Below are 20,947 nucleotides of genomic sequence, written 5' to 3'. Positions count from 1 at the left end.
AAGTGCCTTTCCTTGGAGTGGAAAAGGCGCCCTAAGGCGCCTGGATACCGTAAAACGGCTTAAATGTTTTTGATGGTGCCTTTAGGCAGAGCCGCGGCCACATAGACCTTTTGAATCTTCAGCTCAACCTCATCAGATACCGCCAACACCAGGTAATCGTCGGTCACTTTCACCACCCGACCGAGGATACCACCGCTGGTTACCACTTCATCACCCTTGGCCAAGCCCTCGATCAAACTCTTGTGATCCTTTTGACGCTTGGCCTGAGGACGCCACAGGAAAAAGTAGAAAATCAGGGCAAAACCAACCAGAAAGATCAGGTTAAACGCTTCAGCTCCTGCCGGGGCAGCGGCGGTTTCAGCATAAGCAGGGGCAATCAACCAATTCATTTTTGTCTCCTAAGTCCAGTAAAGCTCACACCTAGAGGGCGGGAGTGCTAAGACCACGACGATGATAGAAGTCATCTACAAAGGCGCTCAATGTACCCGCTTCAATAGCTGCGCGCAATCCAGCCATCAGGGTTTGGTAATAACGCAGGTTATGAATGGTATGTAATTGAGCGGCAAGCATTTCTCCGCACTTATCGAGATGATGCAGGTAAGCTCGACTGAAATTACGGCAGGTGTAGCAATCACACTCGGCATCCAAAGGGCCTGTATCATTACGGTGCTTAGCGTTACGAATTTTTACCACCCCATCGGAGGTAAAGAGATGGCCATTGCGTGCATTGCGGGTAGGCATCACGCAGTCGAACATATCCACACCACGGCGCACACCTTCCACCAAATCCTCAGGACGGCCCACTCCCATCAGATAGCGAGGGCGATCCTGTGGCAGTTTCGGCGCGGTATGGCTAAGGATGCGTAACATTTCATCTTTTGGCTCCCCCACCGACAGACCACCAATGGCATAGCCATCGAAGCCAATTTCGCTCAAGCCTGCCAAGGACTCCTCACGCAAAGGCTCATACATCCCACCCTGCACGATACCGAAGAGTGCGGCGGGATTATCACCATGAGCAGCCTTGGAGCGCTTAGCCCAACGCAATGACAAACGCATGGAGTCCGCGGCCTGGCGCTCCGTGGCCGGATAGGGAGTGCACTCATCAAAAATCATCACGATATCAGACCCCAGATCACGCTGCACCTGCATCGAGCGTTCAGGGGTTAACTCGACCTTGGCGCCATCGACAGGGGAACGAAAGGTCACCCCATGCTCAGTGATCTTGCGCATTGCCCCCAGGCTAAACACCTGAAAACCACCGGAGTCCGTCAGGATGGGCTTGGGCCACTGAATAAACTCATGCAGGGAACCGTGCGCCTTTACCACCTCAGTACCAGGACGCAACATCAAGTGAAAGGTGTTACCGAGAATAATATGAGCACCGATGTCCTCAATATCCTTAGGCAACATACCTTTTACCGTTCCGTAGGTGCCAACTGGCATAAAAGCCGGTGTCTCCACTGCCCCACGGGGGAAATTTAACCGTCCGCGCCGGGCCAGACCATCCTGCCCCAGCAGCTCAAACTTCATATAACACTCGCGGCTCATGCCATCTCCAAGCGTGCATCTGGCTGAGGACGCTGAATAAACATCGCATCCCCGTAACTGAAAAACCGTAGTCGTTCAGCCACCGCATAGCGGTAGGCCTCCATCACATGCTGGTAGCCGGCAAAGGCACTCACCAACATCAACAGCGTCGACTCCGGTAAATGGAAGTTAGTAATCAAGGCATCCACGCTACGGAAGCGATAGCCTGGATAAATAAAAATATCCGTATCGCCCGTATAGGGCTCGATTTGCCCACTGCGACTGGCGCTCTCCAACGCACGCACACTGGTGGTACCCACGGCAATCACACGTCCACCGCGGGCACGTGCCTGACGCACCTGTTGGCAGACCTCTGCACTGACCTCTAGGTACTCCGAGTGCATATGGTGCTCTTCGATTTTTTCCACCCGTACCGGCTGAAATGTCCCCGCCCCGACATGCAACGTCACAAAAGCAAACTCGACTCCTTTTTGCTGTAACGCCTGCAACAAGGGCTCATCGAAGTGCAAGCCCGCAGTGGGCGCAGCGACAGCACCTGGGCGCTGGGAATAAACCGTTTGATAGCGCTCACGATCCGCCAGCTCATCTTCGCGGCTCATGTATGGCGGTAAGGGAATGTGCCCTACCTGCTCCAACACCGTCAGCACACCTTCTTCGGTCACAAACTCGAGTTCAAACAAGGCATCCTGACGCCCCAATACTTTAACGCGTACCTGACCTTCTAATATCAGCTCCGTACCCGCTTTCGGTGCTTTACTGGCGCGCACATGCGCCCAAACCCGATGCTGATCCAGCACCCGTTCCACCAGCACCTCAACCTTGCCACCGCTATCCTTTTGCCCAAACAATCGGGCCGGGATAACCCGAGTGTTGTTAAACACCAACAAGTCTTCTGGCTGCACTAACGCTAGCAGCTCTTTAAAGACACGCAGCTCCAGCGCACCGCTCTCCCCATCCAGGCAAAGCATACGACTGGCCGAACGCTCGGGCATCGGATAGCGCGCGATAAGCTCATCGGGTAGCTCGAAATAAAAGTCTTTAACCTGCATAAAACCTGACCCGCCAGCCAAAAAGGCGCTTATTCTAAGCCAAACACCGCCAGGAGTGGAGTCTGACAACATTTCTCACTCTATTGTGCTACCTGAAGACGCCCGTACTTTCCTCTTCGTTGTGGCTAAACCACTGATCTAACAATTTTTTATTAAAGACGATTGACCAACAGCAACAACTCCCTATAATACGCCGCACATACCGCAGTCGCGGTCTGACAGATGTGTGTTGAGTACGCATAGTCTGACAATGTTGCCAGTGTGGTGGAATTGGTAGACACGGTGGATTCAAAATCCACTGCCCTTAAAAGCGTGCCGGTTCGAGTCCGGCCACTGGTACCAAACTTAAAAGGCTTGCAGCGATGCAGGCCTTTTTTGTTTTCCCATACAGACTTCTACCATCCCGTTCGTTCTCTTTGCTGCACCATACCTGCGCTTAATTCCTGACCAATTAGCTCAGCTTTACTAAGACATCCTGGCTATTTTCTGGCATTATTAGCCCCTTCTTTTAATTAGTCTCCAGTAGTGACCATGGTCAAAACAGCCCCCCATATCTTCTCCTATCCCAAGTACTGGGCAGAGTGTTTCGGCACTGCACCCTTTTTACCGACTACCCGTGCGGAGATGGACGCCCTTGGCTGGGATAGCTGTGACATCATCATCGTCACCGGGGATGCCTATGTCGATCATCCCAGTTTTGGCATGGCGGTCATCGGTCGCCTGCTGGAGGCGCAGGGCTTTCGTGTTGGCATTATTGATCAGCCGGATTGGCGCTCTCCAGAGCCCTTTATGGCGTTGGGCAAACCCAATCTTTACTTCGGCGTCACTGCCGGCAACATGGACTCCTTGATCAACCATTACACCGCTGATCTCAAACCGCGCCACGACGACGCCTACACTCCGGACGGCGAACCTGGCCGACGCCCCAACCGGGCGGTCATCGTCTACACCCAGCGCTGTAAAGAAGTCTATCCAGACACCCCCGTAGTCATTGGCGGGATCGAGGCCAGTCTGCGCCGTATCGCGCAATATGACTATTGGAGCAACAAAGTTCGCCGCTCCGTCCTTATTGATGCCAACGCCGATATCTTGCTATACGGCAATGCCGAACGTGCACTGGTCGAACTGAGTCATCGCATTGCCCGTGGCGAGCAAGCCCGCGACATTACCGATCTGCGCGGAACAGCGGTACTGCGGGATGCACCGCCTGCCGGCTACATTGAAGTCGACTCTACCCGTATTGATTGGCCCGGCAATATCGACAAGCTGCCCAACCCCTACGAGTATGAACAACAGCCCGCCGAGCCAGAAAGCTGCAAAAGCAACAAGCAAAACAGCACCGAAGCTCAGCCTTTACGCATTATTCCTGCGCCACTTAAAGGCAAAGAACGCCTACCGGAAACCACCTATATCCGTTTGCCCTCTTATGAGAAGGTCAGCAAGGATCCTGCGCTTTATGCCCATGCATCACGCATTCTGCATCTGGAATCCAACCCCCATAACGCCCGGGCATTAATGCAGCGCCACGGTAATCAGGAGCTCTGGATCAATCCGCCTCCCATTCCGCTGGAAACCGAGGAAATGGACGCTGTCTTTGGTCTCAGTTACCAACGCGTTCCCCATCCCAAGTATGATGGCCATAAGATTCCGGCGTATGACATGATCAAGTTCTCGGTCAATATCATGCGCGGTTGCTTTGGTGGCTGTACCTTCTGTTCGATTACAGAACACGAGGGGCGGATTATTCAAAGCCGTTCCCACGAGTCGATTCTTAATGAAATTGAAGAGATTCGTGACAAAGTGCCAGGCTTTACCGGCGCCATTTCCGATTTGGGTGGCCCCACCTCGAATATGTACCGGCTCAACTGCAAAGACCCGAACATCCAGTCTTCATGTCGTAAGCTGTCCTGTGTGTATCCGACCATCTGCAGTCATTTGAACACCGACCATAGCCCCACTACCGAGCTTTATCGCAAAGCCCGCAAGATAGATGGGGTACATACCGTATCCATTGCCTCAGGCTTACGTTACGACATTGCCGTTGAAGATCCGGAGTATGTGAAGGAGCTAGTCACCCACCATGTGGGGGGTTATCTGAAAATTGCTCCTGAACACAGCGAAGAAGGCACCCTGTCAAAAATGATGAAGCCTGGCATGGGCACCTATGACGCCTTCAAAAAGATGTTTGAGCGTTATTCCAAAGAAGCAGGTAAGAAGCAGTATCTGATCCCCTACTTCATCGCGGCCCACCCTGGCTGTGAAGATGAAGACATGATGAATCTGGCCCGCTGGCTGAAGAAATATAAATTCCGCCCCGATCAGGTGCAGACCTTTTACCCCTCACCGATGGCTCTGGCTACTGCCATGTACCACTCCGGTCGCAATCCCTTGCGTCAGGTAAACTACAAGTCAGAGAAGCTCTATATTCCCAGGGAATACGAGCAGCGACGCTTACAAAAAGCCTTTTTACGTTATCACGATGAGCGTAACTGGCCCTTACTGCGTCAAGCATTAACCGACATGGGCCGTAGCGATCTGATTGGTCACGGGGAACACTGCCTGGTGCCACCGGAAGAGCCTGCCTACCAACGCGGTAAGGCCGGTAGTCAGCGCCCCCATGGGCAGGGAGCCAACAAGGGCAACCGAGCACAGGCCAATACTGGCCGCGCTGGCACTCACTCCGGTACGACTAAGAAGCCTGGCAGTAAAAACAGCAGCAAAGCCCCAGCAACCGGCAAAGCCATTAAGCCTGCCCAGCCAGTGGCTAAACGTAAACCGAAGAAGTCCCAGCCTCGTCCCGGGCAGTAATTTACTTTCCCGTCTGCACCTAGTGTTGGGCTTGCCAGCACTAGTACGGCGTTTAATCCCCATGAGGTTAAACGCCGTGCTAATCTTCCGCTTCGCTACTCTCAACCTCAGCAACAATCATTGGCTCACGCGCTCCTAATAATTGCCTAAGTTGACGCTCCAACCCCTCTAGCTGCGTCTCTAACTTTTGCTGAGCAACTTCATCATCACGTGACAACGCCCAATCGAGACGCTTTTCTACCTGGGCGATTTGCTCTTCAAGGCGTTCAATCTCCCAACGCATGGCTGCCATACCTCCAACCACATGAGAACACAGAATCCAGTAGCCAGTGACGGACGCCACCAGCAGGCAAGCGCGATCTTTATATCTAGCTTAAGCCGCTGAGTACAGCCCCCTTGTGCCGATTTTGGTTAAAAATCTGCCAGTGCCCACACCTCATAGGCCACCTCTTCATAGGGATGCGCAGCCTTCAATGCAGTCACTGCATTAGCAACCAAAGCATCCTCAACGACTAGCTCTACTTTCCACTCTTCTAGCTGCTCAATCTGCCCCTGCTGACCAAGATAAGGCTGACTACCCGCTAACGGGCGGAACTGCCCTATCCCCTTAACTTGCCAACAGCAGCAGTCATATTCACCTATGCGCCCTGCTCCGCAGGCAAACAAGGCTTGCTTGACCACTTCCAAATGACTTTCGGGAACAAAAAACGCCAACTTATACATCGACTTCAAGGACTCATCTGTAAAACCAACAGGATCATGCCAATCACCACCAAGATAACCAGCACCCTTAAACGGCGGCAAAGCATGCAGGTTGAACGTGCTTTAGCCTCTTTGCCTTCCTTCATCATTCACCTTTTGCTCAGCCCCAGACTTCAATCAGGGTTTAGTTCGCAAAACTGGGAAACTCAACTAGCGGCCGCTCGGACTGACTATCCCAATGCTGAGCCTGAGCACAGATATGCTCTAAACGAGCATCCCGCAAGCCACGTAAATTTAACTCTGACAGGGTATTACGCAAATAATCCAAGCTACGTCCACTATGTCCCGCCGCCATTGCCACCGCCAATGCTGCCTGCTCCGGACATAAACGTCCGGCATACTGGGGATGTTCAGCATTAGCCAAAAAGCACAGCGCCGTTACCACGCCTTCAGCGGTATGTACGCGCAGATAACGCGGCTGATAGATCGCTGTCAGCAACTCTCGTTTGGCTAAGTAACTTAATACCTGCCATTGCTGAGCATCCTCCACCCGGTATACCCGGCCACGGCAACAACCACCCTTATCCAGGCCAAACACTAACCCTGGCTGCTCTGGAGTACCTCTATGCTCAATCGACCAAACACAAAGGGCTCGATGGTAACCATACAAACGAGCCTCCCGCACTTCTTGATAATGGAAGCCCGGATTCCAGATTAACGAGCCATAGGCAAACACCCATAATTCCTGCTGTGCGGGTGGCTGAGGTATGGCCAAAGTCATAAACGCTCCTATTGATGCAACTACCAGGATGCCCCGGCATAGAGTTACTATTGGCGATGAGCGAGGTCATTCAAAACCAGAGGAACAGCGGTTTGAGCGCGGATTTAACCATTCTCTTTGCAGATGAGCATCTCGTCATCGTCAACAAACCCAGTGGCCTCCTTTCAGTGCCGGGGCGCGGCCCCGAACGCCATGATTCGGTGTTAAGCCGCATCCGTCAACTTCATCCGCAAGCCGAAGCGGTGCATCGGCTGGATATGAGTACCAGTGGCATCATGCTGCTGGCACTAACCAAGAGCGCAGAGCGCCACCTCAAACGTCAATTTGAATTACGCCAACCCAGCAAGGCTTATATTGCCGATGTATGGGGAAACATGAACGCCGAGCAGGGTCTGGTGGATCTCCCTTTGCGCTGCGACTGGCCCAACCGCCCGCGCCAAATGGTCTGCTTCGAGCACGGCAAAAACGCTCAAACCCGCTATCAGGTGCTGGCCCAGCATACCTGCGGCCAACGTCTGCTGCTGCGCCCAATTACGGGACGCTCCCATCAGCTTAGAGTTCACATGCAGGCGTTGGGCCATCCCATTCTAGGGGATGAGTTTTATGCCCATGATCAAGCCCTCGCTGCTGCGCCACGTCTGCATCTACATGCCTGGCAACTGAGTGTCCGTCATCCAGAACATGATATGCAGCTGCGTATTGAAGCCCCTATTCCCTTCTAACTCTCCTGCCGTAACGGCCAAAACAGTCTCTATTCAGTTTCAATTCAGCTTCGCCTGCTAGGGGTGTTATCTGGCATCTTCCTGACTTTGAAGGAAACTCCGATGCACCCATTAACCATGCTAGGCATGCTAAATAAAGAGCCTGCTCTGACTCGGGGTGATTGGCTATGCGTAACCTCACCATTGCTGTATCAGCTTGGTTCCTCTGCGCGGTCTCGGCGCAAGCGGCGCATCTGGGCCAACTGAAATTTCTCACCTGGGAAGACTATCTCAGCCCGGAAGTAATTGAGCTATGGCACCAGCGCAGTGGCTTAGGGTTGGATATGATCCTGTTTGACAGCGATGAAGCTCGAGACCAAATTCTGCTGGATGCCGAGCGCTTGCAACTCGACTTAGTCATGCTGGGTGCCCAATCAGCTAGACGTTTCCAACAACAAGATTGGCTAGCTCCCCAACCTCCTCTTAGCAACCTTGTGCATCTCGAACCCCAGTGGCAACAACGCTGTGGTACCAGTGCCTTACCCTACATGTGGGGAACCCTGGGTATTGTCTATCGCAAAGACCAGTTCTCCACTCCGCCACAAAGCTGGCAAACGCTACTGCAACCTGATCCGCGCTACGCAGGACGGATCAGCATGCTAGATGATAGCCGCGACACCCTGAGCGCCGCTTTACTCACTCTAGGTTATTCAATCAATAGCGAAACTGAGTCGGAGCTACGTCATGCTTTTGAACTGTTACGCTTGCAAGCTCCCATGCTGATTGGCTATGACTACCCTATTAGCCTGATTCAACAACCTGAACGGGGTAGCAAACTCGTGATGGGACTGGCCTATAGCAGTGACCACCTGACCCTTAATAGCCTGAGTGAACAGGAGGATGCCTGGGGCTTCAGCTTGCCACAAGAAGGCACTCTGATCTGGACTGACTGCCTGGCAGTACTCAACAGCTCAAGACAACAGCAGCAAGCTTGGCAGTTTCAAAACTTCCTGATGGAGCCTGACGTCGCTCGTATCAATGCCGAATACCTGGGTACCGCAACCCCCAATGCTACCGCTCGCCAATTACTACCGCTCAACATTCAACAAGACCCCGGTATTTACCCACCGGCTGAGTACCTGCAAAAAAGCCAAAGTTATCCATCCATGAGCCCAGCGGCACTTAACACCCGCAGCCGAATCCTCAGCACATTAAAAAATCTCCATGAAGCTCAGTAAGCGCGTCCCTCTCCTTATTTTACCGGTACTCTTGAGCAGCTATTTATTGGTTGCCATGGGTGTGTACTGGGTCCAGAAAGATGCCATCCTCAGTATGGAGCAGGCTCGCCTGAGTAATGCCACCCACGAGCTTGCCAGTCACTTCAAGCGTTACCGCAGCTTTCTCGACAGCCTGATTTTCAGCGTGCGCCGCGACCCTCACCTCAGTAGCCTGATCCAATCCCCCGGCACCCCCATGCGGGATATGGTGATGGGACGTCAACTGCAGGAAAGCATTCGCGAGCTAAACCACGAGAAAGCCAATTTTGTCTCCGTGGCACTACTCAATAATCAAGCGGAACCGCTCTACTACTATGAGCAAAGTGCCTCGCCCTTTAGCAGCCTATCACCAGCTCAACAACAATTGGCTAAGCACCTGTTGAACGAGAAAACGAGTAAGAACTGGCAACATCTGTCCGATCCTACCGGCCACTCACTATTACTCACCAACGTCCTGTTAGATCGCCGCACCTTACAGCCCCCACTGCCCGGCCAACTCGACTTCGCCATCGTGCTACAAGCCGCCATCGAACCCCAAAGCTTCGATAACGCTCTGCAAGACTTACAACAACAATACTTAGCCAGCTGGCACTTTAGCACCCAGGCACTCCCGACCAGCCGCTCACCACTGCAACAACAGCTCGCACTTGATAAGAACTATTGGCTGATTTTCACCCCTTCGGCTGACTATTTAGACCAACGCTTGCGCCCCCTAAAACTGGGTTTAAGTTTAGGTTTACTCGTGTTAGTCCTCTGCTCAGCCTTGCTATTACTGTATCTACTGCGGCGACATGTGACCGATCCTGTCAGCCGACTTGAGCTGGAAATGTCCTCACTGGAGCATCAGCAACAGCCCCTCACCCTGGTGACCCGCAATGATGAAATCGGCCAGCTGGCCAGACGCTTCCAACAGCTCTATAACCGCTTGCTTGACCTTTATCAGAATACTCAACAGCAAGCCGATACCGACCCCCTTACCCAACTACCGAACCGCCATAGCTTTCAACGACGCGCTTGCCAGCTGCTAGAACAGGCACATCAACAGCAGCAGGAAGTCGTGCTGCTGTATCTTGATCTGGATAACTTTAAATTCGTCAATGATAAACATGGTCATGAAACCGGTGATGCCTTGCTCAAAGCCGTCGCGCTGCGACTACAACAACTCAGCCAACACTGGCTTGAGCAACATCCGGGAATACTGGCCCGCCTGGCCGGGGATGAGTTTGCCTTGCTGGTGAGCCACATCAATCCAGGTGAAGTCGAGCAATATTGCCAGCGCCTCCTGCAACTGTTTCGCCAAGGTTTCCGTTTTGAGCTGGGACAGTTTCCCGTCACCCTGAGTGTCGGGGTTGCTCGCTACCCGCAGGACGGTCACAGCCTGAGTCAGCTCATCACCAATGCCGATACGGCAATGTATCAAGCCAAACACAGTGGTCGTAACCAACTCGCTTACTACTCACAGGAGCTGGCCATTCGCTCACGGCGTTATAAGGATATTGAGCATGAGCTACGCCATATGGACTATGACCAGGCATTCAAACTGGTGCTGATGCCTATCTGCTCCAAACAGGGGGAGTTGGAGGGAGTTGAAGCGCTACTACGCTGGCATTCCCCCCATCTTGGCTGGGTAGGGCCGGATGAATTTATTCCGATTGCCGAACAAACCGGTCTCTATCAACGTATCGATGAATGGGTATTGCGGCAGGCAGTCTCCCTCTTTCCCAAGTTACAACCCCTGCATGCCACCCCGATAAGACTGGCTATTAACCTGTCAGCAGCCGAGTTAGCCAATAGCAGTTTTGTTGAGTACTGCCAGCAACTTATCAGCCTTCACCCCCAGGCAGCAGGCATGCTAGAGCTTGAGGTCACGGAAACCGTCGAAGTACATAGCCACCAGCACACCCATCAGATGCTAGCCCAACTGCGTCAACTGGGTTTCAGTATTGCCATTGATGACTTTGGCACCGGCTACACCTCTTTCTTACAACTGGTGCACTACCCGGTAGATCGGATCAAACTAGACCGTAGCTTTATTAGCCGCCTCTGCCATCCAGACAAACAAGGGTTATTACAAGCCTTGATTCAACTTTGCCATAGCCAGCAAATTGAGGTGGTTGCAGAAGGAGTTGAAACACTTGAACAAGCGCACCAACTGATTGCCTGCCAGTGCGACTATTTACAAGGATATTATCTTGGCAAACCAATGAGTCTGGAGCAGTTGCAAGAATGGTTAAAGCAGGATTACCCACAACTACGCCAGCAACTAGGCACCCCTTTCCTCAATAGCCTCTAGGGGGAAATCCTGCCATAAAAAAAGAGCCTCGGTGAGGCTCTTAATAACAGGTATAGAGAAGTGGACAAGCATGAGCGGGGGTTACTTACCCTTTTTCTCCGCTTGTTTTTTCAGCACTAGATACAGGCCACCCATAAAGAGCAACATCAAACCTACCGTGCCCACACCTGCGAATACAATGGTATCCATGTACATAACCAACCTCCGAAGCGCTAAATCATGCAGTCATCCTAGGGCAGGCAGAGGGCAAAAATATTGACCTCTATCAAATCCCTTATAGCGCTTAGGGGCATAACCAGGCGAAGCAGGCATAGGCTTGCGCCAGATCAATTTTTAGACGTTTTATGTCGGCAGCCACTGCTGGAGCAAGTTAGCCATATCCTCAATTTGAGGCATACAAAGCTCATGCTCCATCGGATACCAATAGCTCGTCAGGGGCAGCTGCCATTGCTGTAATTGTTGCTGGCAAGCCTTCGCCAACTCAGGCCCTACCACCGTATCGTAATGGCCATGCATCTGTACCACCCGCTGTGGGCATGGCGGGTTGAGCAACTCGGCACAGGGCAAGTAAGTCGACAGCGCCATAATCCCCGCCAAGGGCAGCTGCAGGCTTAGCCCCGCCTGCAGCGCCACCGCCCCACCCTGGGAAAAGCCCACCAGCACGATGGACTCTGAGGGGATGCCAGCATCAAGCTGCTCCTGCACCAAGCGCTTCACCAGCGTGACCGACTCCTGCAACTGAGCGACATCGGTACGGCGAAAGTCCGCACCACTGGCGAGAATGTCATACCAGGAAGGCATCGCGTAGCCCGCATTGATGGTGACAGGCCTGACCGGCGCCTGCGGGAAAACAAAACGCACGCCGCTAAGCTTGAGTAAGGGCACCACATCGACAAAGTCGTGACAATCCGCCCCCAAGCCATGCAACCAAATCACGGCGGCGCGAGCCGGCTGCTGAGGTTCAAGCACTCGCATCAGGGGGCCAACCGTTGAATCAACCAGCCGTCATCCTGACGCACATATTCAAAACGATCATGCAAGCGGGAAGTACGCCCCTGCCAAAACTCAAAACGTTGTGGCAGTAAACGATAGCCGCCCCAACGCGCCGGGCGGGGAACCTGCCCATCCGGATAACGTTCCTGCATTGCCGCCACCGCCGCCTCCAGCACCGCACGATCCGGCACCACTGAACTCTGCTGTGAAGCTGCCGCACTTAAGCGACTGCCCAAAGGGCGACTATTAAAGTATTGATCCGCTTCGGCAGCGGAGACCGCCTCCACTCGTCCCTGAATCCGCACCTGACGCTCTAGTCCTTTCCAATAAAACAGCAGTTCCGCACGTGGGTTAGCCGCTAATGCCTGCCCCTTGCGGCTGTGTGTATCGGTGTACCAGACCAGCCCCTGCTCATCAAAATGCTTCAGCAGCACGATACGTGCACTGGGCCAACCCTGGCTGTCCACGGTTGCCAGAGACATTGAGGTTGCATCATCCGGATGTTTTTCCTGAGCGGCCGCTAGCCACTGACCAAACTGTTCCATCGGGCTTGCCGCTAACATGGTGCGGCGTAACGCCTCGGCATCGTATTCGCGACGAAGGTCACGATAATCCTGTTCGCTCATATTGTTACCTATTCTGTATTCAGGCATCCGCCTAAGGATCGGTTTGGGCACCGCCAAGCAGGGCATGGTATGACTCCCTGCCCACTACACTGTTGATATTAATCAAGCTCTGTCGTGGCTAACCGATAATCTCATATCAGGGTCGGCAGCCTAGCACCGCTAGGTAGTGGCAGGTAGCCTGCCTCCCTCATGGATAGTTAATTTATGCTAATCTTGGCCGCACCCGTATGACAAACTTCGATATCGCCTTGCTAAGATTCAGACTCCCCCTGGCCCTGCTAGCTACCCTGTTGTTGAGCTTGCTCCTCGGTGGCTGCCAAACCTTACCCCAACCCCGGCTACAAAATTTGGCCAAGAGCGATGTCGATATGATTGCCGATGCCTACATCGACGAGCTGGAAGCCCTGACCCGTGAGCTGACCGTTAAACTCTACAAACGCAACCCAAAAGAACTGCGCAAACATCCACAGATGAGTCTGGAACGCCGGCTTGGTATGTTATTTCGCCGTCCACGAATTCTGCGCTTTTATGAGTTGGAAATGAAAACCGGTACCCAGGCAGTAGAGCTGGCCTTTGATCCTGCCTTTAAGGGTGACCGGGTGTTTGCCTTGATGTCCGGTATTAACGGTATGCTGGATGCCGCCTATGGCAACCGTACCGAATTTTTTCTGCTGGATAGTCTAGATGACCGTGCTCTTTATCAAAGTGCCCGCAATCTGGAGATTATCCTCTGGCGCCTGCACAACAAACTTGGCCCAGATGGCCAGCCCTGGCTCCTCAGTACCAGCCTTGACCCTGACCACCCCAACCTGAGTTTCGAGCGGCTATTTGGCAAGATGATCGCCCTGCAAGACATGATGGCCGTCATTGGTGGTGGCGGTGTGGAACGGGGCGTTAACCGTGCCATCCAAAGCCTGGCCACCGCGACGCTATTCCCCTTGGGTATTTGACGGCCCCCGCCACCTCGCTACAGCGGGCGCAAATCAATTTGCGCTATCTGGTGAAAAGCATTGAGATGCAAGGTCACCTCCGCCCGTTGCGGCATTTCTTCTAATTGGTAACGGGTAATTCGCTCGTAATGCATGATAAAACGCCGAATCTGTGCTTCATCCATAATCCGCAACCCTTCGGTGGCATGATGGCTGCCCACCATCCGCACCCGCTCGGCTAGCTTTTGCTCCTGCTGAGTACGCCAGCGGTAGACAGACTCCATATCCGGCACTCGCAGCATCACCAGGGTATCGAGCTTGGCAAACAGCTGGGCATAACGTCCCTGCAATTGCTGATTAACGTAATGCCGCCAAATGCCTTGGCTATCCTCCTCAGCCTCCAAACTATTCACCGGCTGCTGCAACGCCTGCTCAGGTTGAGCGCTCGCCCCAACACACCAACCTTCAAACAGGATTAAGTCGGCACTGCCTTCCCACTCCTGCCAGAACAAAGGCTCACAGCGATCATCAATCGACTTATCAAAGACCGGAATTTTGGTTGCCTGCCCAGGCTTGGCATGTACCAGCGAATCCAACAAATCCAAGCCCAGCTCTACATCATGGGTACCGGGCACACCACGGGTCAGCAGCAGGGGATGCACCTGCTCCGCCAGGTCTTGCCGCTCTTTACGGGTTTTATACAAATCATCAATGGAAAAATTCACCACCCGCTTGGCCAACCCCTGGGTCAGGATAATTTCGAGCAGATTGCTCAGGGTAGATTTACCCGCCCCCTGGGCACCATTGATTCCAACAATCATCGGCCGTCCCAACTGCTGCTGGCGCTGCGCCAACCAAGCAGCCAGAGGCACATAGACAGACTCCAGTACCCGACTGAGGCCGATATCCAATTGCAGACTGGCAAGAGTGCGGGAAAACGCCTGTAGCGTGGCCTCTGTTGCCTGATGACGCTGTTGCTCTGACAGGGCCAGAAACTCCGCTGGCCAAACACAGGTAGCAGTCATGTCGACTCCTCAGTAGCATTTTGCAACATCTACTTGCACCGACTTTGCATAGGAAAATTCACAATACCCTGCCTGCTAATGGGTGCGGCAGCTATAGTAACCCGAGACGGGAATACTCGCCCCGACCTTTTTGACCACTCTGATAGGGAATTATCGCTCATGGGAGCATCCTGGCGTTTATCTGACTGGGGCCGCAAGGCGGTGTTACCCGTCTTGGTTATCGCACTGGCTCTGGCCGCTTTTTATTGGTTGAAGCAGAGTAAAACCAAACCTCCTGCCCGTCCCATCCAGGAAAAAGTCTGGCCGGTGCAATCGATGCGCCTGCAAAGTGGTAAATACCCAGCGGAGAGCGATCTATTTGGTGCAGTGGAAACCCCGGCTTACAGCACCCTGAGTGCTGCCAGCAGCAGCGAGGTGGTGGAGGTGCTGGCATTGGAAGGCGACAGCGTGCGCCAGGGCCAGCCGCTGATCAAACTGGATGAACGCGACCTGCAACTGCAACTGCAACAGCGCCAGGCCGAGTTGGCCGAGCTGGATGCCCGCATCGAGCAAGAATACAACCGCCACCAGAATGACCTCAGCGCCCTGGAGCGCGAGCAACAACTGGTCAAACTGGCCCAACAGAGTGTTGAGCGCCAACAACAACTGGCCTCCAGCAAAGTCAGTGCCCAGGTCAACCTGGATGAAGCCAAGCGTGCCCTGCACCAGCAACAACTCAGTCTCTTGAGTCGGCGCCAAAATATTGCTGATCACCCCGCCCGCCTGGCGCAGTTAAAAGCACAACACAGTCGCCTGCGCGCGCAACTACAGCAAACCGAATTGGATCTGGCACGTACCACCATCACCGCCCCCTTTGCCGGGCGCATTGCCAAGGTCAATGTCAGCCAGGGGGAACGGGTCAGCCCTGGCACTGCCTTAGTCAGCCTTTACCCTCGTGACCGCTTAGAAGTCCGTGCTTTGATAGCCGATAAGCTCCTCGCCCAGCTTCAGCCCCTGTTGCAGCAGGGCATCAGTATTGAAGCCGAACTAAATAGCGAGCAATCCAAGCTGCCATTATTACGTCTCGCCAGCGAGCTGAACCCCAGCCGCGGCGGGGTGGATGCCTTCTTTGCCCTGCCTGGTGACACCCAACTGGAACTTGGCCGACGCCTGCAGCTGACCCTAAAGCTGCCGCCCCGACAGGACAGCTTCGCCGTCCCCCCGCAGGCACTCTATGCCAATAGCCGTGTTTTCATTATTGAGGACAGCCGCCTAAAAGGGGTCGAAGTCCGCGTACTGGGAGAATGGCGCCATCCCAGCGGCCAGCGCTGGCCGCTGGTCATCGCCCCTGAGCTGCAGGCTGGCCAACTCCTCCTGACCACCGCCCTGGCCAATGCCATGACCGGTCTGAAAGTACGGGTACAGGAATAACAAGATGAGCCACCCCCGTCCAACCAACCTCATTACGCTATTTGCCACCCACCCGGTTGCCGCCAACCTTTTTATGGTGATCCTGTTACTGGCAGGGGTGTGGGGGTTACGTCAACTCAATACCCAGTTCTTTCCCGATTTTGAGCTCGATATTGTCAATGTGTCCGTGGTCTGGCCGGGGGCCGCCGCCGAAGACGTACAAAACAGTATCAGCATTCCTATCGAGCAAAGCCTGAAAGGCTTGGGGGAGATTAAACAGCTCACCACCATCTCTCGCCAGGGCATTAGCAGCATGCGCATTGAGCTGCATGAAGGTGTCAATGCCAGCCAGGCCAAGGATGATATCGAACAACGGGTGCTGGCACTGAGTAGCCTGCCCACCGAGGCTGAGCGCCCGCAGGTCAGCCTACTGAGCCGCTATGAGGGCATTGCCCGGGTGTTAGTGGTGGGGGATAACCTCGAAGAGCTGCGCTACCAGGCCCGTTTGCTGGAGCAGTCCTTACTGGATCAAGGCATTAGCAAAGTCGATATTAGCGGCTTACCGGAGCAGGAAATTAGCCTGCAGGTACCGCTGGAAACCTTACATGGTCTGGGCTTAAGCCTGGAGCAACTGGCCCAGCACATTCAAAATCGCAGCCTCGATACGCCAGCGGGTAACGCCGGCCTGGACGATGGCGAACGCAGCCTGCGCACGCAAAACCAGCAGCGTGATGAGCAAGGCTTTCGTCAACTGCCCCTGATGGCAGATGCCCAGGGACAATTACTACGCCTGGGGGATATTGCCAGCGTCAGCAAACGCGCCCGGGAGAACCAGACCCTGTTGTGGTACCAGGGCCGCCCGGCGATTGAGCTCTACACCCGCCGTAACTCCGATGAAGACACGCTGAACACCGCCGAACTCCTGAACACCTGGTTGGCCGAAACCCGCCCCACCCTGCCCCCCAATGTCGAACTGGTGGTTTACGATGAAAGCTGGCGGGCGCTGGAGGACCGTATTGATTTGCTGATCACCAATGGACTGGGTGGACTAGCTCTGGTGGTGCTGATGCTGTACCTGTTCCTCAATGCCCGAGTGGCCTGGTGGGTCACCTTTGGTATTCCCGTCTCCTTCATGGCGACCTTTGCCATTCTCTGGCTCGTCGGTGGCAGCATCAACATGATCAGCCTTTTTGGCCTGATCATGGCGCTGGGTATCATCGTCGACGACGCCATCGTGGTGGGCGAGGACACTCTCAGCCATGTGCAACGCGGCGAACCCAGCCTCTCTTCCGCATTGGGCGGAGCGATGCGGATGTTTGCCCCGGTAGTCGCCTCCTCCCTGACTACCATTGCTGCATTCTTACCCCTGCTGTTAGTCGGCGGACGCTTTGGTGCCATTCTCGGTGACATTCCCCTGGTGGTCATCTGCGTCATCATTGCCTCGGTGTTGGAGTGCTTCCTGATTCTGCCGGGTCACCTCTATCACAGCCTGAACAAACCAGGTGCAGCACCGAGTAAACTGCGTCAACGCTTGGATAAAGGCTTCGAACGCTTTCGTGACGGTCCCTTTCGGCGTTTGGTACGCGCCTGCTTGACCTACCGGCAGCTCACCCTCGCCCTCGCCATTGCCGCCTTTATCTTGGCCATGGGCTTATTTGCCGGAGGTATCCTGCGCTTTACCTTCTTCCCTAATGTGGATGGCGATACCCTGCGCCTGAGTGTGCAATTTAGCAGTGGCACCCCCGCCAGCGCCGTCCCCGAATTTCTTGAACGGGCCGAACAGAGTCTAAAACAGGTAGAACAGGAAGTGGGGCGTCCGCTGGTACGTACCCTGGTGCAACACCATGGCAGTGGCTTCTTTGCCCGTAGCAGTGGGGGTGTCAATCAAGGTGATAGCCTCGGCGGCCTCTATGTTGAGCTTTACTCCGATAAGCGTCCGATCAGCAACCTAGAATTGATCCGGCGTTGGCGCCAGGCGCTGGCCTTGCCCCAGGGAGTTGAGCGCTTTGAAATCACCCAACAGATGGCAGGGCCCAGTCGTAAAGCCATTGAAGTACAGCTCTTCGGCAGCGATGTGCAGGCTCTCAAGAATGCCTCCCTGGAATTACAGCAGGCATTGCGGCCCTATAACGGCGTGACCAATGTCGATGATGATCTGCCCTATGGCCGTGAGCAGTGGATTCTGCGTTTAACGGCCAATGGCGAAGCGCTTGGCCTGACCCTTAATGAAGTGGCCCGCCAGCTACGCCACGCCTTTGATGGGCGTAAGGTACAGGTGTTCTACGACCACCTGGACGAGGTTGAAGTGCGACTCACCCTGCCTGACCAACAGCGCCACCAATTCAGCACCCTGCTTAACCTGCCGCTGCTGTTGCCCTCAGGGCAGACCACCCTGCTCAGCAATGTCGCCGAGTTTCAGGTGCAGCCTGGGCTGGACTCCCTTAACCGTGTCGATGGGCGCTTAGCCATCGTGGTCAGCTCCGATCTGGATGACAATGTCGGTAATGCCAACGAAATCCTGGCCAGCTTACGCCAAAGCGTCTTGCCAGAGCTCGCCGCCCGTTATGGCATCAGCTATGAATTTGGTGGCAGTCAGGCTGATCAACGCGAAACCCTCAGCGATATGCGCCTGGGGCTGATCCTGGCGATCTGTCTTATTTACATCATTCTGGCTTGGGTATTTGCCAGCTATCTGTGGCCAATCGCCGTCATGCTCGCCATCCCTTTTGGCTTGAGCGGAGCCCTGTTTGGCCATTGGCTGATGGGCTTTGACCTCACCATCCTGTCTCTGTTCGGATGCTTTGGCCTATCGGGGATAGTGATCAACGACTCCATCGTCTTAATCAGCTTCTATCAAAAGCTGCGGGGCCAGGGCATGAGTGCCCTGCAAGCGGTGGAGGAGGCTGCCTGTCAGCGCTTACGAGCGGTGCTGCTGACCTCCCTCACGACCATTGCAGGCCTCACACCGATCCTGTTTGAGACCTCTTTGCAGGCACAGTTCCTGATTCCCATGGCCACCTCAATCGTCTTTGGCCTGGGTTTTGGCACGTTGCTGATTCTGCTGGTGGTGCCCTCCGTACTGCTCATGCTGGACCACGGCCAGCAACGCTGGCAAGGACGGAAATCCGTGCAGAGCCTGGCAAACTCCTCTAAGGTATAGCGCCCTGCCAGCAAGGGAACGCTGGCCACCGACACCCCCTAGGCGCACTGCCTAGGGACTCCCTAGCTAGTGATGCCCTGGCGCAGAGGATACCGCCACGGCTGAGTGAGGAAGTCGCCCGCATGAGCAGCCTATCCCTGGATGCCTTTTTGCAAAACATAGGTACAGACCCACAACTGGATTTTGAACACTGCATGCAAGTGATCCAGCAACACTATGACTACACTCCGACCGCCTTCAGTAATGGTCTGGAAGGTGACCTGATCGTGAACGACGCGGGGCGCAATGAAGGCTCTTGCAAAATTTTCGCCTTTGCTCGACTGCATAAGCTATCTGAAGCCCAGACCCTAGCCTGTTTTGGGCGCTACTATCGGGTCGATGTATTACAGCACCCAGAAGGTACGGATCACCAGAATATCCGCCTGTTTATGCGTTATGGCTGGGAAGGTATCAACTTTTTCCAAGAGCCTCTGCGCCCCAAAGTTTTCCCACACTAGATAGCTACGGCCATTAAAAAGGGCCGGTCATTGCTGACCGACCCTTGGCATGTTACTGCTGGCCTTACATACGCACGTAAGCGCGCTGAATATCCTTTACATCCAGTTCCAGTACCGTGGCATAAACGTCCTCTTGCACCGGATAGGTCTTCACTACCCGAGCACCCCGGACAATCCCCGATACCGCCGACTGCAGTTGCTCACCCTGTAACACCATATCCCGGGCACCGGTCTGATACTGAATCACCTGGCCATGCACCACCGCCGCCAATTCTTGGTAGGCCTGCAGTTTCGAGGCACGCATGGCCATCAGAATCTTATGCTGCTGATTTTGCCCAGGCTGCAAACTAATGGGGGCGTAGCCCACCACCGTAATCACCTGGGGTTGATTGGCATAACCACAGCAGGGTTCAGGTGCTGCCGGGGCATAGGCTTGCTGGGTCACCGGCTGGCAGGCCACCAGACTCAGCATGGCCAGAGTAAGCAGCAGAATACGCACTTACTTCACCAGCTTGGTGTTGTAGAGGTAAACCTTGGGCGCGACATGCTGCTCAATGATTTTCCCCTTGAAATGACGAGTGGCATCATAGCCGCCCATAATCCCTTCGACTTCATCTGTGGGTAAGAAGCCCTGAGCTGTCGACATCACCACCTTGGTTTGCAAGTCGATGACCCGCGCATTGACCAATACCCCATCGGGGAAACCTGTATAGGTCCCCGTCACCACATAGTTGATCCGATACTGGCGAGTCAGTTCTTCAAGTTTCCGGCTAAAAGCAAAGTCACCGGTTTCGGTGACCTTAATCACCCCAGTGGTTTTAAAGTCCACTACTTTGTAACCCCGAACCTGCAGCTCGTGGATCATATTTTCCGACAACTGGTTGCCAAGTTTATTGGTCTCGCCCAGGTTCTCTACATTGACAAAGGAGGTGATCGCAACCGGGGTATCCTGGATATTGGCAAAGTCTTTATTAACCGACAGTTGATCTGCCATAAAGCTGACCATGTCGGTCAATACGCTAGGCGCTGAGCCACCTGCCCCCGCTCGGTCATAGACCATCCCGCCCATAAAGCGGCTAGGCATGGCCTGTTGCGGTTGAGGAGGCTGAGTACAGGCGGTAAGCAGCAGGCTGGTAGCGCAGAGCAACAGCAGCGAAGATTTCATG

The 20,947-nt window shown here is 54.3% G+C and carries 20 protein-coding genes and 1 tRNA gene; 9 read left to right on the top strand and 12 right to left on the bottom strand.

Translation table 11 applies throughout. The features are described from left to right. Positions 1 to 59: 59 nt before the first annotated feature. From yajC to queA, 3 genes are read right to left on the bottom strand one after another with little or no spacing between them, the layout of a single operon-like run. Complete coding sequence (gene yajC, locus Q334_RS0117285) at positions 60 to 389, bottom strand: preprotein translocase subunit YajC (RefSeq protein WP_027314300.1); 330 nt, start codon at positions 387 to 389, stop codon at positions 60 to 62. 31 nt (positions 390 to 420) lie between these two features. Further along, positions 421 to 1,533: a tRNA guanosine(34) transglycosylase Tgt gene (tgt, locus tag Q334_RS0117280; RefSeq protein ID WP_027314299.1), complete on the bottom strand. Its 1,113-nt coding sequence runs from the start codon at positions 1,531 to 1,533 to the stop codon at positions 421 to 423. A gap of 14 nt (positions 1,534 to 1,547) precedes the next feature. Continuing rightward, positions 1,548 to 2,600, bottom strand: a complete 1,053-nt coding sequence (gene queA, locus Q334_RS0117275) for a tRNA preQ1(34) S-adenosylmethionine ribosyltransferase-isomerase QueA (protein WP_027314298.1) — start codon at positions 2,598 to 2,600, stop codon at positions 1,548 to 1,550. Positions 2,601 to 2,855: 255 nt separating this feature from the next. Between queA and Q334_RS0117270 the strand changes: the two genes are divergently transcribed. Both Q334_RS0117270 and Q334_RS19720 read left to right on the top strand, forming a co-directional pair. Beyond that, positions 2,856 to 2,942: transfer RNA gene (locus Q334_RS0117270), tRNA-Leu, on the top strand. Positions 2,943 to 3,131: 189 nt separating this feature from the next. Next, entirely contained in the window at positions 3,132 to 5,408 is a 2,277-nt protein-coding gene (locus tag Q334_RS19720; protein ID WP_051527912.1) for a YgiQ family radical SAM protein, read from the top strand. Between the two features lie 79 nt (positions 5,409 to 5,487). Here the strand turns inward: Q334_RS19720 and Q334_RS0117260 are convergent, their stop codons facing one another. From Q334_RS0117260 to Q334_RS19715, 3 genes are all read right to left on the bottom strand, one after another. After that, on the bottom strand, positions 5,488 to 5,700 hold the full coding sequence (locus tag Q334_RS0117260; protein ID WP_027314297.1) for a hypothetical protein: 213 nt from the start codon (positions 5,698 to 5,700) through the stop codon (positions 5,488 to 5,490). Positions 5,701 to 5,819: 119 nt separating this feature from the next. Then, positions 5,820 to 6,131 carry a Nif3-like dinuclear metal center hexameric protein gene (locus Q334_RS0117255; RefSeq protein WP_027314296.1) on the bottom strand — a complete coding sequence of 104 codons (312 nt, stop codon included), beginning with the start codon at positions 6,129 to 6,131 and terminating at the stop codon, positions 5,820 to 5,822. 163 nt (positions 6,132 to 6,294) lie between these two features. Then, positions 6,295 to 6,891 (bottom strand): gamma-glutamylcyclotransferase, encoded by a 597-nt coding sequence (locus Q334_RS19715; protein WP_081414509.1) that lies wholly within the window; start codon positions 6,889 to 6,891, stop codon positions 6,295 to 6,297. A gap of 92 nt (positions 6,892 to 6,983) precedes the next feature. Here Q334_RS19715 and rluA point away from each other — a divergent pair, with 92 nt between their 5' ends. The 3 genes from rluA (at position 6,984) to Q334_RS0117230 (ending at position 11,162) form a co-directional block, all read left to right on the top strand. Beyond that, on the top strand, positions 6,984 to 7,613 hold the full coding sequence (rluA, locus tag Q334_RS19710) for a bifunctional tRNA pseudouridine(32) synthase/23S rRNA pseudouridine(746) synthase RluA (protein WP_035461937.1): 630 nt from the start codon (positions 6,984 to 6,986) through the stop codon (positions 7,611 to 7,613). A 167-nt stretch (positions 7,614 to 7,780) separates the two neighbouring features. Then, on the top strand, positions 7,781 to 8,830 hold the full coding sequence (locus Q334_RS0117235; protein WP_027314295.1) for a polyamine ABC transporter substrate-binding protein: 1,050 nt from the start codon (positions 7,781 to 7,783) through the stop codon (positions 8,828 to 8,830). Further along, positions 8,817 to 11,162, top strand: a complete 2,346-nt coding sequence (locus Q334_RS0117230; protein ID WP_027314294.1) for a putative bifunctional diguanylate cyclase/phosphodiesterase — start codon at positions 8,817 to 8,819, stop codon at positions 11,160 to 11,162. The genes Q334_RS0117235 and Q334_RS0117230 overlap by 14 nt, the downstream gene beginning before the upstream one ends. A gap of 81 nt (positions 11,163 to 11,243) precedes the next feature. Here Q334_RS0117230 and ccoM read toward each other — a convergent pair whose 3' ends face one another. The 3 genes from ccoM to pdxH all read right to left on the bottom strand — a co-directional run bounded on the left by ccoM (position 11,244) and on the right by pdxH (position 12,781). Beyond that, on the bottom strand, positions 11,244 to 11,351 hold the full coding sequence (ccoM, locus tag Q334_RS20640) for a cytochrome c oxidase subunit CcoM (RefSeq protein WP_281173012.1): 108 nt from the start codon (positions 11,349 to 11,351) through the stop codon (positions 11,244 to 11,246). Positions 11,352 to 11,504: 153 nt separating this feature from the next. Beyond that, positions 11,505 to 12,137, bottom strand: coding sequence for an alpha/beta hydrolase (locus tag Q334_RS0117220; RefSeq protein ID WP_035461886.1), 633 nt, complete (start codon positions 12,135 to 12,137; stop codon positions 11,505 to 11,507). Continuing rightward, positions 12,137 to 12,781 (bottom strand): pyridoxamine 5'-phosphate oxidase, encoded by a 645-nt coding sequence (pdxH, locus tag Q334_RS0117215; protein ID WP_027314292.1) that lies wholly within the window; start codon positions 12,779 to 12,781, stop codon positions 12,137 to 12,139. Before pdxH ends, Q334_RS0117220 begins: the two co-directional genes overlap by 1 nt. A 227-nt stretch (positions 12,782 to 13,008) precedes the next feature. Here pdxH and Q334_RS0117210 point away from each other — a divergent pair, with 227 nt between their 5' ends. Next, entirely contained in the window at positions 13,009 to 13,731 is a 723-nt protein-coding gene (locus tag Q334_RS0117210) for a hypothetical protein (protein WP_051527910.1), read from the top strand. A 17-nt stretch (positions 13,732 to 13,748) separates the two neighbouring features. On the opposite strand, the gene Q334_RS0117205 is transcribed toward Q334_RS0117210, so the two are convergent. After that, the gene (locus tag Q334_RS0117205) at positions 13,749 to 14,735 is read right to left on the bottom strand and encodes a hypothetical protein (RefSeq protein ID WP_027314290.1); all 987 of its coding nucleotides are present in this window, start codon (positions 14,733 to 14,735) and stop codon (positions 13,749 to 13,751) included. 159 nt (positions 14,736 to 14,894) lie between these two features. On the opposite strand from Q334_RS0117205, the gene Q334_RS19705 reads away from it, so the two are divergent. The 3 genes from Q334_RS19705 to Q334_RS0117190 all read left to right on the top strand — a co-directional run bounded on the left by Q334_RS19705 (position 14,895) and on the right by Q334_RS0117190 (position 19,781). Further along, a complete protein-coding gene (locus tag Q334_RS19705; protein WP_035461936.1) occupies positions 14,895 to 16,145 on the top strand; it encodes an efflux RND transporter periplasmic adaptor subunit in 1,251 nt (416 codons plus the stop codon). 4 nt (positions 16,146 to 16,149) lie between these two features. Beyond that, positions 16,150 to 19,284 (top strand): efflux RND transporter permease subunit, encoded by a 3,135-nt coding sequence (locus Q334_RS19700; RefSeq protein WP_035461885.1) that lies wholly within the window; start codon positions 16,150 to 16,152, stop codon positions 19,282 to 19,284. A 122-nt stretch (positions 19,285 to 19,406) separates the two neighbouring features. Then, positions 19,407 to 19,781: a HopJ type III effector protein gene (locus tag Q334_RS0117190; RefSeq protein WP_211249573.1), complete on the top strand. Its 375-nt coding sequence runs from the start codon at positions 19,407 to 19,409 to the stop codon at positions 19,779 to 19,781. A 64-nt stretch (positions 19,782 to 19,845) separates the two neighbouring features. Here Q334_RS0117190 and Q334_RS19695 read toward each other — a convergent pair whose 3' ends face one another. After that, on the bottom strand, positions 19,846 to 20,280 hold the full coding sequence (locus tag Q334_RS19695; RefSeq protein ID WP_035461884.1) for an LPP20 family lipoprotein: 435 nt from the start codon (positions 20,278 to 20,280) through the stop codon (positions 19,846 to 19,848). Further along, positions 20,281 to 20,946: a FlgO family outer membrane protein gene (locus Q334_RS19690; RefSeq protein WP_051527909.1), complete on the bottom strand. Its 666-nt coding sequence runs from the start codon at positions 20,944 to 20,946 to the stop codon at positions 20,281 to 20,283. It abuts the gene before it with no gap. Position 20,947 lies beyond the last annotated feature (1 nt).

This window comes from Balneatrix alpica DSM 16621, from assembly GCF_000619885.1.
Taxonomy (GTDB): Bacteria; Pseudomonadota; Gammaproteobacteria; order Pseudomonadales; family Balneatricaceae; genus Balneatrix; species Balneatrix alpica.
The sequence above is the reverse complement of the archived record's forward strand: the minus strand, read 5'-3'. Positions and strand labels throughout refer to the sequence as shown.

Excerpts from the sequence above, each read along its gene's own strand:
- Q334_RS0117230 (WP_027314294.1), top strand. The coding sequence starts at position 8,817 with ATGAAGCTCAGTAAGCGCGTCCCTCTCCTTATTTTACCGGTACTCTTG.
- Q334_RS0117255 (WP_027314296.1), bottom strand. The coding sequence starts at position 6,131 with ATGTATAAGTTGGCGTTTTTTGTTCCCGAAAGTCATTTGGAAGTGGTC.
- Q334_RS19700 (WP_035461885.1), top strand. The coding sequence starts at position 16,150 with ATGAGCCACCCCCGTCCAACCAACCTCATTACGCTATTTGCCACCCAC.
- Q334_RS0117210 (WP_051527910.1), top strand. The coding sequence starts at position 13,009 with ATGACAAACTTCGATATCGCCTTGCTAAGATTCAGACTCCCCCTGGCC.
- yajC (WP_027314300.1), bottom strand. The coding sequence starts at position 389 with ATGAATTGGTTGATTGCCCCTGCTTATGCTGAAACCGCCGCTGCCCCG.
- Q334_RS19705 (WP_035461936.1), top strand. The coding sequence starts at position 14,895 with ATGGGAGCATCCTGGCGTTTATCTGACTGGGGCCGCAAGGCGGTGTTA.
- ccoM (WP_281173012.1), bottom strand. The coding sequence starts at position 11,351 with ATGGATACCATTGTATTCGCAGGTGTGGGCACGGTAGGTTTGATGTTG.
- tgt (WP_027314299.1), bottom strand. The coding sequence starts at position 1,533 with ATGAAGTTTGAGCTGCTGGGGCAGGATGGTCTGGCCCGGCGCGGACGG.
- Q334_RS0117190 (WP_211249573.1), top strand. The coding sequence starts at position 19,407 with ATGAGCAGCCTATCCCTGGATGCCTTTTTGCAAAACATAGGTACAGAC.
- Q334_RS0117260 (WP_027314297.1), bottom strand. The coding sequence starts at position 5,700 with ATGGCAGCCATGCGTTGGGAGATTGAACGCCTTGAAGAGCAAATCGCC.
- queA (WP_027314298.1), bottom strand. The coding sequence starts at position 2,600 with ATGCAGGTTAAAGACTTTTATTTCGAGCTACCCGATGAGCTTATCGCG.
- Q334_RS19720 (WP_051527912.1), top strand. The coding sequence starts at position 3,132 with ATGGTCAAAACAGCCCCCCATATCTTCTCCTATCCCAAGTACTGGGCA.
- Q334_RS19715 (WP_081414509.1), bottom strand. The coding sequence starts at position 6,891 with ATGACTTTGGCCATACCTCAGCCACCCGCACAGCAGGAATTATGGGTG.
- Q334_RS0117235 (WP_027314295.1), top strand. The coding sequence starts at position 7,781 with ATGCGTAACCTCACCATTGCTGTATCAGCTTGGTTCCTCTGCGCGGTC.
- Q334_RS0117220 (WP_035461886.1), bottom strand. The coding sequence starts at position 12,137 with ATGCGAGTGCTTGAACCTCAGCAGCCGGCTCGCGCCGCCGTGATTTGG.
- pdxH (WP_027314292.1), bottom strand. The coding sequence starts at position 12,781 with ATGAGCGAACAGGATTATCGTGACCTTCGTCGCGAATACGATGCCGAG.
- Q334_RS19690 (WP_051527909.1), bottom strand. The coding sequence starts at position 20,946 with ATGAAATCTTCGCTGCTGTTGCTCTGCGCTACCAGCCTGCTGCTTACC.
- Q334_RS0117205 (WP_027314290.1), bottom strand. The coding sequence starts at position 14,735 with ATGACTGCTACCTGTGTTTGGCCAGCGGAGTTTCTGGCCCTGTCAGAG.